The organism is Bacillus cereus group sp. MYBK79-1 (assembly GCF_051915365.1).
GTDB lineage: Bacteria > Bacillota > Bacilli > Bacillales > Bacillaceae_G > Bacillus_A.
Map to the genome: position 1 here is coordinate 155534 of NZ_JBQAEO010000001.1, position 13936 is coordinate 169469.

Below are 13936 nucleotides of genomic sequence, written 5' to 3' on the forward strand. Positions count from 1 at the left end.
CTCAAAATTCAGCGAAAGCAAAGAATTTAGGTGGGGGATCAACTGCCCATTAAAGTCCGATTGGTTCAACTAATAATCAGTGGGGATGAAGAAAATCCCCACTAATTAAAGTTTCACTTTATTTTGGCTAATATGGATGTAACGAAATTTGTTTTATCCTCTGCATATTGATGTTTATCATTAGGATTAGCTTGTGAAAGTTGAATCTTTAACTGTTCATACTGTATACGAGAACTTTTGTTGTTTATTAAGTAATCTCTGAACTGTAATTGTTCTATTAAATATGTATTCCCTCGCTCATACATATGAATTTGATGAGTTCTTGGCTCTCCTTTATTAAAATAGTATCGCTCAGGCAGTACATCTTTTCTGTACTTATAATTTAGTAGTTCTAACTTTTTAATACATTTTATACCGTCCTTATAATCTTCTAATTCGATTGCAATATCAATAATTGGTTTTGCACTTAAATGTGGAATAGAGGTACTACCAATATGGTGTATCGCTAAAATATGTTTTCCAATTTGTTCTTCAATGAATTGTTTCTCTTTCATAAATTCAATTTGCCATTGTTCAGTCCATGGAACTAAAAATACTTTTCCATATGGTAAACCTAACATTTAATTCGCACCTCTTTCAAAATGGATTTCAAAAAGTCTATTACATTTTCTTAAAGGTTCTCAATACAAGGTATTCCCACAATCTCCAAGGAAGAATCTTCTTCGCAAAGATCATAAATTTTACACCTTTTCCAATCGGATATCGTAAATTCGTACGCTTAGATTCAGCGATTTTTACGATTTTATTAGCCACATCTATCGGATTACCAAATGTATCACTGCCGCTATTAATATGTTTTTGTATTTTACCCATATATTCTTTGTAAGGAGAAGATGTATCAGATTGGTTTGTAGCTAGTTGTTTACCAACTTCCCATATATTCGTGTTATAAGAACCAGGTTCAATTAAAGCAACATCTATTCCGAACGGTTGTACTTCTAAACGAAGGGATTCACTCCAGCCTTCTAATGCATATTTTGAAGAAACGTAAGGGGATAGACCAGGGAATCCAACTTGACCACTAATGCTGCTTATATTAATGATTTTTCCACTTTTTTGTTCTCTCATATAAGGTAATACAAGTTGAGTAATTGATATAGCTCCAAAAAGGTTCGTTTCAAATTGTTTACGGTATTCCTCGACTGGAATTTCTTCTACAAAGCCCCCAGTTGCATATCCTGCGTTATTAATAAGTAGGTCTACTCTGTTTATTTCTTTTATATATAATTGAAAGTTACGTATAGAGTTTTGATCGGTTACATCTAATTGTTGAACTGTTATGTTCTGCTGCAAGTTGAGTTGAGTAGCTTGAGATATTAAGTTTCCTTGTTTTTCAAGGTTCCTCATTGTAGCGATAACTAAATACTCTTTTTTTGCGAGTTCAAGTGTAGTTAATAGTCCAAATCCGCTTGAGGCTCCTGTAATAATTGCGATTTTTTTATTCATTTTCTGCCAGCTTTCTTTTTCTTTTATCATAACGAGTTATGATAAGAAAATCTATTATTCTTACACTTTCTTTGAGAGCAATTCATGTTAATTCTATAGTCTATGGGGTTTTGAAAAGAGGGAATTATACGGACTTATCGTATATAAAGAAGTGAGTATGAATACGTTAATGAAATGAGGGAATAAAAATGGCCCATGTGAAAGATGTATTAGCAGATCAATTGTTGGCGAATGCAAACGATCCTAGTTGGTATATTCCATTTTCAGATGCAGTGAAAGATCTACCTGAGAGAGAAGCTTTCTGGAAACCGAATGAAGAGAGTAATAGTATAGCTGAAATTGTACAACATTTATTGTATTGGAACTCAACGTGGCAAACTAGGTACAAAGAATCGAATGTGAATGCCGTGCCCGCTATTGGTGATAATAACAAAAGTTTTATGCTTTCAGATAATCAATCTTTCGATGAGTTAAGAGAAAAACTACTAGAGAAACTATTACAATGGCAAAAGCTTATAAATGAAGAAAAGGTTGAAAGTGATGTAGTTGGATTTCCTGTTTCTGCAAAGTGGTGGGAAGTATTAGCAAATGTAACAACTCATAATGCTTATCATATTGGTCAAATTATTTACATCCGGAAGTTACAGAAGAGTTTTGATAATGAATAAGATTATAATTCTCAAATTAGGTGAACAAAAGTGGACAAAACGAGACAAGTGTCTCATTTTGTCCACTTTTTTATTTTGAAAGAATAGAGAAAACCTATGAAATCAAGGATTAGAATTTGGCACAGTATTTGCAATATAAAAGATGAACAAGAAAATGGGAGGGCTGGACATGTTAAAAACAACTGAAAGTAAAGGGAATGAAATTACGAAAGAACAAGCTCGTTGGATGTATGAAAAAATGTTAGAGATTCGTAAGTTTGAAGATAAGGTACATGAATTATTCGCGCAAGGTGTTCTGCCAGGTTTCGTTCATTTATACGCAGGTGAAGAAGCGGTAGCAGTTGGTGTATGTGCCCACTTAACGGATAGTGACAGTATTACAAGTACGCATAGGGGACATGGACATTGTATCGCAAAAGGCTGTGATTTAAATGGTATGATGGCTGAACTTTTTGGGAAAGCGACAGGGTTATGTAAAGGTAAAGGCGGTTCCATGCATATTGCCGATTTAGATAAAGGAATGCTTGGTGCAAATGGCATTGTAGGTGGCGGTTTCCCACTTGCTTGCGGTTCAGCATTAACAGCTAAATATAAAGGAACAAAGGATGTAAGTGTTTGCTTCTTCGGTGACGGAGCAAATAATGAAGGGACATTTCATGAAGGGGTTAATTTAGCGGCGATTTGGAAGTTACCGGTTATTTTTATCGCAGAAAATAATGGTTATGGTGAAGCAACTACATTTGAATATGCTTCAAGTTGTGATTCTATTGCCGATCGTGCAAAAGCTTATAATATTCCAGGTGTTCAAGTAGATGGAAAAGATCTTCTCGCTGTATATAAAGCTGCTGCAGAAGCAGTGGAACGTGCGCGTAATGGTGATGGTCCAACAATGATTGAATGTATGACATATCGTAATTATGGTCATTTCGAAGGGGAAGCGCAAACATATAAAACAACAGAAGAAAAAGAAGAACATTTAAATGAAAAAGATGCAATTGTGAATTTCCGTAAGCATTTAATTCATGAAGGTTTATTAACGGAATCTGAACTTGTTGATATGGAAAAAGCAGTAGATGATGCAGTACAAAGATCCATTGAATTTAGTGAAAATAGTCCATACCCAGAGGATGAAGAATTATTAAAAGATGTATACGTTTCTTACAAATAAGAGGAGGGTGAAAAATTATGACTAGAACAGTAAGTATGTCAACTGCAATTAATGAAGCGATGAAAATCTCAATGCGTCGTGATGAAAATGTAATTTTAATAGGTGAAGACGTTGCAGGTGGTGCACAAGTTGATCACCTGCAAGATGATGAAGCATGGGGCGGTGTACTCGGTGTTACAAAAGGACTTGTACAAGAATTTGGCCGAAATCGTATTTTAGATACACCAATTTCTGAAGCGGGTTATATGGGAGCGGCGATGGCAGCTGCGGCAACAGGATTACGTCCGATTGCTGAATTAATGTTTAATGATTTTATCGGCAGTTGTCTTGATCAAGTATTAAACCAAGGTGCAAAATTCCGCTATATGTTCGGTGGTAAAGCGAAAGTACCAGTTACAGTACGTACGATGCATGGTGCTGGTTTTAGCGCAGCAGCTCAGCATTCGCAAAGTTTATACGCATTATTTACGAGCATTCCAGGTATTAAAGTTGTCGTTCCTTCCACTCCATATGACGCAAAAGGCTTATTATTAGCGGCAATTGAAGATGATGACCCAGTAATCTTCTTTGAAGATAAAACACTTTACAATATGAAAGGTGAAGTGCCAGAAGGATACTATACAATTCCATTAGGAAAAGCAGATATTAAACGGGAAGGTTCTGATTTAACAATTGTCGCCATCGGAAAGCAAGTTCATACAGCGCTTGCAGCTGCTGAGCAATTATCGAAAAAAGGACTTGAAGTAGAAGTAATCGATCCACGTTCTTTATCACCGCTTGATGAAGATACAATTTTAGCATCTGTTGAAAAAACGAATCGCTTAATTATTATTGACGAAGCGAACCCAAGATGTAGTATCGCAACAGATATTGCGGCAATTGTAGCAGATAAAGGATTCGATTTGTTAGATGCACCTATTAAACGAATTACAGCACCACATACACCAGTTCCGTTCTCTCCACCACTTGAAAAGTTATATTTACCAACGCCGGAGAAAGTAATTGAAACTGTATCAGAAATGATCGGAGACCAATCTTTATTACATGTGTAATGAAATGATGAGAAAGGGGAGAGAAGCATGGCTGTAGAAGTTGTAATGCCGAAGTTAGGTATGGCGATGAAAGAAGGTATTATTACGAGCTGGAATATTAAAACAGGTGATAATGTAGCAAAAGGTGAACTAATTGCTAGTATTAACTCGGAAAAAATCGAAACGGAAATAGAAGCACCAGCGGATGGAACTGTTCTTGATATAGCTGTAAGTGAAGATGAGGGAGTGCCGCCGGGTACTGTAATCTGCTATATCGGTAAACCGAACGAAAAAGTAGAAGTAAATGAAAGTACACGAGTTGTAGAAGAAAAAACACCGAATCTAGAGCCGAAAAAGGTCCAACATCCAGAACCATATGCGATAGAGGTGACAAAGCAAAGAATCAAAATTTCACCTGTAGCGAAGAAAATTGCAAAGTTTGAAAATCTGGATATCAAGGCATTAGTTGGTACAGGACCTGGCGGAAGAATTACAAAGGTAGACGTATTAAAAGCGCTAGAAGAAAGAGTAGCAATTCCAGAAGTACTTGAACAAGAAGAAAGTAAAGTCGTTCCTGTTACTGGTATGCGAAAAGCAATTGCGAACCGTATGCATGCAAGTTTACAAAATAGTGCGCAATTAACATTAACAATGAAAGTAGATGTTACAGATTTAGTTGCTTTACATAAAGACATAGCGGAAGTTGTACAAAAACGATACGATAACAAACTAACTATTACGGATCTCGTTTCTCGCGCTGTTGTATTAGCGCTTGGGGAGCATAAAGAAATGAACAGCGCTTATATAGATGATGCCATTCATCAATTTGGACATGTTCATTTAGGTATGGCAGTCGCGTTAGAAAAAGGATTAGTCGTTCCGGCTATTTGCTTTGCTAATAATCTATCTTTAGTAGAGTTATCTAAAGAAATTAAGAATGTGGCACAAAAGGCACGAGCAGGTAGTTTAAGTAGTGATGATATGCAAGGGACAACATTTACAATTAGTAATTTAGGTAGCTTCGGTATTGAATATTTTACGCCGATATTAAATACGCCTGAAACTGGTATTTTAGGTGTAGGTGCAATTGAACACGTTCCGGTATATAAAGGGAAAAAATTAAGAAAAGGAAGTATGTTACCTTTAAGTTTAACATTCGATCATCGTGTATTAGATGGTGCACCAGCAGCTGCATTTTTACGTACAATTAAACGTTATTTAGAAGAACCTGTAACAATTCTTTTATAAAGAGAAGGTGAGAGAATGAATAAATTAGTTGTTATTGGCGGCGGACCTGCTGGTTATGTAGCGGCAATTACCGCAGCTCAAAATGGAAAAGATGTCACCCTAATAGATGAAGCGAATCTTGGCGGGACTTGTTTAAATGTTGGTTGTATGCCTACAAAATCATTGTTAGAAAGTGCGGAAGTGCATGACATTGTGAGAAAAGCGAATACTTATGGAGTTACGCTTAACCAAGGAAGTATATCAATTGATTGGAATCAAATACAGACGAGAAAATCACAAATCGTAACACAACTCGTCCAAGGAATTCAATATTTAATGAAGAAAAATAAAATAAAGGTTATACAAGGTAAAGCAAAATTTGAAACAGATCACCGTGTGCGAGTTACACACGGTGATAAAGAAGAGATAGTAGATGGAGAACAGTTCATTATTGCGGCAGGTTCAGAACCGACTGCATTACCTTTTGCTCCGTTTGATGGGAAGTGGATCTTAAATAGTAGCCATGCAATGTCCCTAGAACATATACCGAAATCATTATTAATTGTTGGAGGGGGTGTAATAGGGTGCGAGTTTGCAAGTATTTATAGTCGCCTTGGAACAAAAGTTACGATTATTGAAATGGCACCGCAATTATTACCTGGTGAAGATGGAGGTATCGCACAAATATTAAAAGAGAAACTAGAAAATGATGGCGTAGAAATATTTACAGGAGCAGCTTTAAAAGGATTAAATAATTATAAGAAGCAAGCTTCATTTGAATATGAAGGAAGTATCCAAGAAGCTAATCCAGAATTTGTTCTCGTTTCTGTAGGTCGAAAACCACGTGTCCAAGGATTAGATGTAGAAAAAGCAGGTGTTCAATTTTCAAATAATGGAATTTCTGTGAATGAACATATGCAAACAAATGTATCACATATTTACGCTGCAGGTGATGTGATTGGTGGAATCCAGCTTGCACACGTTGCTTTTCATGAAGGAACAACAGCAGCATTACATGCGAGCGGAGAAGATGTAAAAGTAAACTATCATGCTGTGCCTCGCTGCATTTATACAGCTCCAGAAATTGCTAGCGTCGGTTTAACAGAAAAAGATGCAAGAGAGCGGTACGGTGACATACAAATTGGAGAATTTCCTTTTACAGCAAACGGAAAAGCACTTATTATTGGAGAACAAACGGGTAAAGTAAAAGTTATTGTGGAACCTAAATATCAAGAAATTATAGGGATTTCTATTATCGGTCCACGTGCAACTGAACTAATCGGACAAGGAACCGTAATGATTCATACGGAAGTTACTGCCGATATTATGAGAGATTATATTGCAGCGCATCCAACTTTATCTGAAGCGATTCATGAAGCGTTATTGCAAGCGATAGGACATGCTGTGCATGTTTAAATGAAAATTAAATAAACGACTATTCTCTAGATTAGAGAATAGTCGTTTGGATATTTTATATTAGTAATAAAATATCCAATTATTTTTTAATTTCGATAGCTGAAGTAATATCATTCCAATCAGCAGCTAAATTAGCAGTTTTACCATACCAATCAGCGTGTTTAAATAGAACACCTTTTCCATATCCTTGTGTTGAAGTATGCTCCCAAAGCGTCGTTGAATAACTTGCAGAAGGTGAAGCTGTACTTACAGAAGAAATTCTGTCGTTCCAGCTAGAAGGTAAGTTTTTAAAACCGCTGCTCCAGTAAATATATTGTCCGCCTTTATTTTTATGTTCATAAAAATCAGTACTACCAGCACCACTGCCTAAAGTATTAATTTGATTTTTAAGTGCTTTTTTATCCTTTTCAACATAAGCATCCAATGTTTCTCTACTAGTAAAACCGTAAGCTAACCAATCTCCATTTTCATTTTGCTCGGGTAATACCATAGTAATTTGGATGTCTTTCTTATCCTGATCATTTAATTTTGCAAATGAACTAACATTTTGTTCATCCACTTTTAAATAATCAAATGATTTAATTGTGTTACTTTTTTCTTCAGCACTTACTGCACCTAGTCCTCCAGTGAATGCAAATCCCGCTACTAATGTCCCTGCTACTAATTTCTTCAACATATAACCATCCCTTTTTGTTTAGATTTTTGTACAAGTGAATCTTTGTACTAGTAAAATGTATTCTAATTATATATTTTTGTAAATATTCTGAAGTTTTAGAAATAAAAGGCGGAATATTTACAGTTTTGCATTTTTTCTTTAGAAAAAATGGTTATTGGAATGATATAATAAATAGATATATCGCTTTTGTTGGATGTTAAAATGTTTTAGGAGGAAAGCTGTTGAAATATTTCAATAAAGATTGGTATAAAGAAATGCAAATTATAGAATTTGTAAGTTTTATAGAGTCTATAAAAGAATGGTCAGAAATGGATATACAAAGTTTAATTGAGGAAATAAAGGAAAAGAAAACAGATTTATTAAAATTCCTTCCTGAATCCATACATCCATTTATTCATAGCACCACAATTAATTCAGAGTATCCTTCTAGTGAATTGAAAAAACTTATGAAAGAGTGGATAGGGGAGTGTGAGAAAAGAAGGGCTCATTTAGATCGATTCTATTTAGAGCACTTCCATTCAATTAAGAAAAAACTCCCAACAAATGTTATTCAGTTACATGAATACTCACTACATGACAGTGTAGTCAAATCAGTAGAGAGAAGATCAAAAGGCACGCTAATTATTACTTTAGATTGCAGTGGTACTTTCAGTGAATTTGATAAACTGCAAGTAACTTTTACAGGTGTAACGAAATGTTCAATTCCGGAAAATTTTGAAGGTGCTTGGTGGTTATGTCATGAAATAGATCTTTCGAATGAAGGTTTCGAATTGGGTGTTTTATTTGATTGCCCATTTGAAGAAGTGACGATTTGTGCAAAAGATGTGTTGCTTGAGATTGGTAACTAGTAAACTTTACAAACAAAAAAACAGTCTTTTAGGACTGTTTTTTATTTAGATGCTAAATTATCAAGTTTCCAATATGTATCTGTTAATGGCGCAGCTTTGCTATCTATGTATAAATACATAGTATTTAAATCTTTTGGAGAATCTTTCATATTAAATACAATGTCGGTAGTTAAAGAAAACTCAGATGGAACCTTTTTAGCATTTTCATTTTGTATAACTTCACCTTCGTATTTTTCACCCGTTTTTTCATCTTTTATGAAATATTTTATTTCTGAAAGATCTATCGTTTGTCCGTCAACACGAGCGTTATTTATAGTAACGCGAGCTGTGAGACGCCACTCTTTGTCTATTTTTTCGAATTTAGCATTTTCAACAGTTGCTCTATAGTATTCATTTTTATATATTTCTCCATAGTGCATTGCATTCTTTTCAAGAGCGCTCTTTTCTTGTTTCGGTGCAGTATTCCCATTACATCCTGCCATTAGTCCTGTAAATAATAATGCTGTACAAGTTACTTTAATTATAGATTTCATAATAATTCCTTTCTATGTTAAAAAGTAAACATAGGGATAATTTTACATCAACAGGAAGGTAAATGGAAGTATATTTGTGGAATATGCAAATATATATTTATTTCGTTGTCAAGTTAATAGAATAGAAAGAGGGAAAAAGCTGAATAAAACAGAGTGAATAAGAATTGAAAATATTGTAAAACGGAAGAGACATGCATATAATTAAAACAAAGATTAAATTTCAGAATCTTCAATAACGGAGGTGGGTACATGTTTACTGAAGAGCGTAGAGAGAAAATTTTAGGGTTACTTAAGAAAAACGGAAGGGTAATTGCTAAAGATCTTGCGGAAAGTTTCGATATGTCTATTGATTCAATAAGAAGAGATTTGTCTATTATGGAGAAGGCTGGTTTATTAAAAAGAACGCACGGAGGTGCAGTTGAACTTACGCGAGTGAGAAACTTAGCCGCAGAACCATCTAAACGTTATCGTGATAGTTCACTAGATGAAGAAGCGATTGCGAAAGTTGCTGCATCATACATACAAGAAGGAGATTCCATTTTTATGGGCGGGGCTTCTATCCATTATGCAATGTTAAAGTATTTACCTGAAACATCATTTACAGTGATTACGAATTCTTTAGAAATTGCTAGTAAGTTACGGGAGTATCAGAATGTAGAAACGTATTTAATTGGTGGAAAAGTGAAACCATCAGGAAATATGACAGATACACTTGCCTCTGAAATGATAAGTAGATTATCTATTGATCTGTATTTCTCTACAGGTGGCGGCATTTCATTGAATGGTATAAGTACTGCAACGCCAGAAGTTGCTTATTTTGGAAAAACAGTAAGTAAAATTGCTAGAAGAAATATTTGTTTAGCTCCTCATACTAAACTCGGAATAGACTGCTTTATAAAAGGAGAGTCACTAATAGAAATTGAGCTTATTATAACAGATGAAGAAGCTAGTAAAGAAATGATTCAACAATTTGAGAAACAAGGTAAAGAAATTGTAATAGCGTCAATTGACCCCATTTAAAAGGAGTTTGAAATGATTATAAAAGGACAAGAGTTTCATATAAATGGATTAACTTATACAATTCGTTCTGCATCTGAAACGGATGCTGAGCAGTTATCGGAAATTAGAGTTCAGATCGATGGCGAAACTGAAAATATGGATAGAGAAGCTGGAGAGGGATTTATAGATAAGATAGGTTTTAAAAAAATAATAAAAACAGATAGTGAAGAAACGAAAAATCTCTTTTTAGTTGCAGAAGTGCACAACCGAATCGTAGGATTTTCAAGATGTGAAGGATCAAATTTGAAAAGATTATCCCATAAAGTAGAGTTTGGTGTTTGTATTTTAAGAGAGTTTTGGGGATATGGAATGGGTAAGAGTCTATTACAACAATCTATTCAGTGGGCTGATAAAAATGAAGTGAAAAAGATATCATTACAAGTGTTAGAGACAAATGAAAAAGCCATTCAACTTTATAAAAAATTAGGTTTTGAAGTAGAAGGTATTTTAAAAAATGATAAAAGGTTGTCGAATAGGAAGTATTATAATACGGTTGTAATGGGAAGGTGTATTCATACATTTCATAAAAGAGGTGTAGTGGCATGTTCTACAGAAGAAAGTATTATATAGTAAAGAATGAATTTACAGAAATATTTAATGAACATTTCAATAACACGAACTTACCTAATCAATTAAAACATGGCTCCAAGCTAATAGGACGCTGGATGAAAGATAATAATAATGGTACAACTGAAATATTCGCCATATGGGAATATGATAGTTATAAACAGTATAAAGAAATTGAATCGAAAATTAGAAGTGATGAGAAGCATGTTAAAAGAATACATGATTGGTATGAAAAACATGGCGGAAGAGAATATGTTTTACAGAAGTACATAGTAGAGTTGAAAAATGAAGAGTTAGTATGTACTGTAAAGCGATAGAGGAGTGAGGGATAATGAGAATTAAAACAAAATTATATTTTAGTTTAGCATCTACCATTTTATTTGCAATAGCGGTGACAGTTTTCTTTATAAACGGCAATCCACAAAAGTGGTTTTGGTTATGTATTTTCTTTGCGTCCATCATACAAAATATAGTTCTACTAAAAAAGAATAAAGAAGCGCAATAAGATATTCAAATTATTAACATATTTGTGTCGTCTTTCTAGTTTTATTGAAAACGCTTTTATTCAGTTTTATAATATAAGTATGTTTTTACAAATCTCCAAAACAATGAATAGGGAGATGATACAATGTTAGCTTCACCGTTTTACTTACATACGTGGAAAAAGTTCGTTGATGAAGGGGTACTTGATTCGAATCGTATAAATGAAAGAATTTCAGAGTCATGGCATCGATGTAAACAAGCAAATGTGAATCCTCATATGAATAAAGGTCAGAAAATTTTGTCTTCTAATATTTTTCAGGATCAAAAGAAAAAGAGTGAAATCTTCCTTGATATAGCAATACCTCAAATACAAAATATGAGAAAAACCATTGATGAACTGCAAATGATGGCATTATTAATCGATCCAGATGGTTACGTTCTATCGTTAAGTGGAAATCAACAAACGTTGAAACGAGCGAAACATATTAATTTCATTGAAGGTGTGAAATGGACGGAAGCAGCTGTTGGTACAAATGCGATAGGAACCGCGTTACAGATTGAAGAGGCTATTATGATTAGTGGTACAGAGCATTACTCTGTCGCATCTCATAGCTGGAGCTGTGCGGCCGCTCCCATTCATAATGATGATGGGAAATTAATTGGTGTTCTAGATTTCTCCTGTCCAATTGAATTTTCACATCCATATATGCTCGGGATGGTAACTTCAATTGCACATGCGATTGAACGTGAATGTAGTATTCGAGTGGATCAAAATGAACTACATTTAATCCATCGTTTTTTAGATGTAATTGACAGTGATGAACAAGTTGTCATTTGTAATCATCGTGATGTTATCGTTTCTGCAAGCAAGAAGGTTCGAGAACGAGTTTCTAATTGGTCACGAATGAAACTTGAAGATTTAATGCAATATGGATTGAAATCTAAATTAGGAGTACCAGTATATAGTAATGGTAGAATGATCGGGAAATGTATTTATGTAAAGGAAAATAAACAAGGAAATGTATTTTCAACCTCCCCATTTATAAACGGAATTACTTTCCCTGGAGTTATTGGGACAAGCAATGCTTTTCAACATACTTTAGAAGAAATTAAGCTAGTATCCCCAACTGATGCTAGTGTATATGTTTGTGGTGAAACAGGTGTAGGGAAAGAATATGTAGCGAGAGCGATTCATGAAAATAGTCCAAGAAAAAATGGTCCTTTTATAGCTGTTAACTGCGGTTCATTGCCGAAAGAATTAATGGAAAGTGAATTGTTCGGTTATGCTGAAGGAGCGTTTACAGGTGCACGGCGCCAAGGATATAAAGGGAAATTCGAACAAGCAGACGGAGGGACAATATTTTTAGATGAAATTGGTGAAGTACCGCCAGAGATGCAAGTAGCATTGTTACGTGTTTTACAAGAACGAACAGTAACCCCAATTGGCAGTTCAAAAGAGGTACCGGTAAATATTCGTATTATTACTGCGACACATAAAGATTTACTACGATTAGTAGAAGAAGGGAAATTCCGTCAAGATTTATATTATCGTTTACATGTTTATCCGTTATATGTTCCATCGTTAATAGAAAGAAAAGAGGATATTCCCTACTTCATACAAGATTTTTGTGAACGAAAGAATTGGAATGTTGTATTTCCGACGAGTATTTGTAATCAATTTTCACAGCATACATGGCCCGGAAATATTCGGGAATTATTAAATGTATTAGAACGTATTTACATTTTGTCGCAAGGACGGGAAATATGCGAAAAACAAATCTCTTTTTTATTACAAACAATGATGGGAAATGAAAATCAACTTGCATTGCAAGAAGAAAACAAAACAGAGCATACATTAAATTTCCGTGAAAAAATACAGCGTGATAGCATGATTGAAGCGCTAGAAAAGACGAACGGAAATGTTTCATTAGCTGCAAAACTTTTAGATGTACCTCGAAGTACATTTTATAAACGAATGCAAAAATATAAGCTATAAAGTAGATTTTTGTAATCTACTTTTTCTTTGTGGGCTCATGTTCTGTCGGAATGTGCGCTTACCGGGGAAATAATAGAATAGTTAGAAATTAATTTCCGGAAGGGGGACTTATGTGAAGTATATTGAAATTGGCATCGGAAATAGGTGGTTCGTTCGAACGGAAACTGAAAATAAAGATGGAACTGAATTTGAGGAACGAGGAATTATAAAACCAATTTACTTTGAGTCTTTATATGTACGAATGTGGTTTCGGAAAACTTGTTTTATTTTTGATACGAAAGAAGGGTTTAAAAAGGTTAAGAAGAGGAGGATTGAATATAAATTTTTAGTTGGGATTGTAAGTAGACTAAATAAAGAAAAGGTGTGCTAACATACGTAGTTATATTGGTTAGAAATTTTTTTGAACTTATATCAAATTCATAAAAAGCAATTTTGTAAATATAAATTGTTAATAAAGCCGCTAAGGAAACTTAGCGGCTTCTTTTTGAATAGGAGGGATTTACGTATGAATAGGATCTTAACGATTTTACTTGCAATTATTGTAATGGGGTATGTCATTTATAGCTGGAATGATGCTTCGAAACAGAGTGTGCTAATTTTACAAACGCTTTTAGGGTTTATGTTAGTTAGTATGGGAGTGCAAAATTTAAAAAATAATGAAAAAGAAAATAGAAGTATAGGAATTGCTTTACTACTTGTGGCTTTATTTTTAATTGTTGTATCGTTTATAAAATATTGTATATGAATACCTATTTAAA

17 protein-coding genes are annotated in these 13936 nt (G+C 34.3%); 13 read left to right on the top strand and 4 right to left on the bottom strand.

The annotated features are described in order from the left end of the window. Window positions 1-113: 113 nt before the first annotated feature. Together ACTFOB_RS00905 and ACTFOB_RS00910 are read right to left on the bottom strand one after the other, a co-directional pair. Window positions 114-620, bottom strand: coding sequence for a GrpB family protein (locus ACTFOB_RS00905; protein ID WP_440023962.1), 507 nt, complete (start codon window positions 618-620; stop codon window positions 114-116). Window positions 621-660: 40 nt separating this feature from the next. Next, window positions 661-1506, bottom strand: coding sequence for an oxidoreductase (locus ACTFOB_RS00910; protein ID WP_440024769.1), 846 nt, complete (start codon window positions 1504-1506; stop codon window positions 661-663). A gap of 188 nt (window positions 1507-1694) precedes the next feature. On the opposite strand from ACTFOB_RS00910, the gene ACTFOB_RS00915 reads away from it, so the two are divergent. The 5 genes from ACTFOB_RS00915 (at window position 1695) to lpdA (ending at window position 7016) form a co-directional block, all read left to right on the top strand. Next, window positions 1695-2174, top strand: coding sequence for a DinB family protein (locus tag ACTFOB_RS00915; RefSeq protein WP_151582989.1), 480 nt, complete (start codon window positions 1695-1697; stop codon window positions 2172-2174). Window positions 2175-2343: 169 nt separating this feature from the next. Further along, window positions 2344-3342, top strand: a complete 999-nt coding sequence (gene acoA / locus ACTFOB_RS00920; protein ID WP_440023964.1) for an acetoin:2,6-dichlorophenolindophenol oxidoreductase subunit alpha — start codon at window positions 2344-2346, stop codon at window positions 3340-3342. A gap of 17 nt (window positions 3343-3359) precedes the next feature. Continuing rightward, entirely contained in the window at window positions 3360-4394 is a 1035-nt protein-coding gene (gene acoB, locus ACTFOB_RS00925) for an acetoin:2,6-dichlorophenolindophenol oxidoreductase subunit beta (RefSeq protein ID WP_440023965.1), read from the top strand. A 27-nt stretch (window positions 4395-4421) separates the two neighbouring features. Beyond that, window positions 4422-5621: a dihydrolipoamide acetyltransferase family protein gene (locus ACTFOB_RS00930; protein WP_440023966.1), complete on the top strand. Its 1200-nt coding sequence runs from the start codon at window positions 4422-4424 to the stop codon at window positions 5619-5621. Between the two features lie 15 nt (window positions 5622-5636). Further along, the gene (gene lpdA, locus ACTFOB_RS00935; RefSeq protein ID WP_440023968.1) at window positions 5637-7016 is read left to right on the top strand and encodes a dihydrolipoyl dehydrogenase; all 1380 of its coding nucleotides are present in this window, start codon (window positions 5637-5639) and stop codon (window positions 7014-7016) included. 79 nt (window positions 7017-7095) lie between these two features. Here the strand turns inward: lpdA and ACTFOB_RS00940 are convergent, their stop codons facing one another. Next, on the bottom strand, window positions 7096-7692 hold the full coding sequence (locus ACTFOB_RS00940; protein ID WP_151582979.1) for a hypothetical protein: 597 nt from the start codon (window positions 7690-7692) through the stop codon (window positions 7096-7098). A 221-nt stretch (window positions 7693-7913) separates the two neighbouring features. Between ACTFOB_RS00940 and ACTFOB_RS00945 the strand changes: the two genes are divergently transcribed. Then, window positions 7914-8540, top strand: a complete 627-nt coding sequence (locus ACTFOB_RS00945; RefSeq protein ID WP_440023970.1) for a DUF4085 family protein — start codon at window positions 7914-7916, stop codon at window positions 8538-8540. Window positions 8541-8581: 41 nt separating this feature from the next. On the opposite strand, the gene ACTFOB_RS00950 is transcribed toward ACTFOB_RS00945, so the two are convergent. Beyond that, the gene (locus ACTFOB_RS00950; RefSeq protein ID WP_440023971.1) at window positions 8582-9073 is read right to left on the bottom strand and encodes a hypothetical protein; all 492 of its coding nucleotides are present in this window, start codon (window positions 9071-9073) and stop codon (window positions 8582-8584) included. Between the two features lie 249 nt (window positions 9074-9322). On the opposite strand from ACTFOB_RS00950, the gene ACTFOB_RS00955 reads away from it, so the two are divergent. From ACTFOB_RS00955 to ACTFOB_RS00985, 7 genes are all read left to right on the top strand, one after another. Beyond that, window positions 9323-10093 (top strand): DeoR/GlpR family DNA-binding transcription regulator, encoded by a 771-nt coding sequence (locus ACTFOB_RS00955; protein WP_440023972.1) that lies wholly within the window; start codon window positions 9323-9325, stop codon window positions 10091-10093. A gap of 12 nt (window positions 10094-10105) precedes the next feature. After that, window positions 10106-10702: an N-acetyltransferase family protein gene (locus ACTFOB_RS00960; RefSeq protein WP_440023973.1), complete on the top strand. Its 597-nt coding sequence runs from the start codon at window positions 10106-10108 to the stop codon at window positions 10700-10702. Further along, window positions 10675-11016 (top strand): NIPSNAP family protein, encoded by a 342-nt coding sequence (locus ACTFOB_RS00965; RefSeq protein ID WP_151582967.1) that lies wholly within the window; start codon window positions 10675-10677, stop codon window positions 11014-11016. The genes ACTFOB_RS00960 and ACTFOB_RS00965 overlap by 28 nt, the downstream gene beginning before the upstream one ends. A 14-nt stretch (window positions 11017-11030) precedes the next feature. Next, entirely contained in the window at window positions 11031-11204 is a 174-nt protein-coding gene (locus ACTFOB_RS00970; RefSeq protein ID WP_192797589.1) for a hypothetical protein, read from the top strand. Between the two features lie 123 nt (window positions 11205-11327). After that, a complete protein-coding gene (locus tag ACTFOB_RS00975; RefSeq protein WP_440023975.1) occupies window positions 11328-13178 on the top strand; it encodes a sigma-54-dependent Fis family transcriptional regulator in 1851 nt (616 codons plus the stop codon). Between the two features lie 112 nt (window positions 13179-13290). Then, the gene (locus ACTFOB_RS00980) at window positions 13291-13548 is read left to right on the top strand and encodes a DUF3977 family protein (RefSeq protein ID WP_440023977.1); all 258 of its coding nucleotides are present in this window, start codon (window positions 13291-13293) and stop codon (window positions 13546-13548) included. A 135-nt stretch (window positions 13549-13683) separates the two neighbouring features. After that, on the top strand, window positions 13684-13923 hold the full coding sequence (locus ACTFOB_RS00985; RefSeq protein WP_440023978.1) for a DUF3953 domain-containing protein: 240 nt from the start codon (window positions 13684-13686) through the stop codon (window positions 13921-13923). Window positions 13924-13936: the final 13 nt, after the last annotated feature.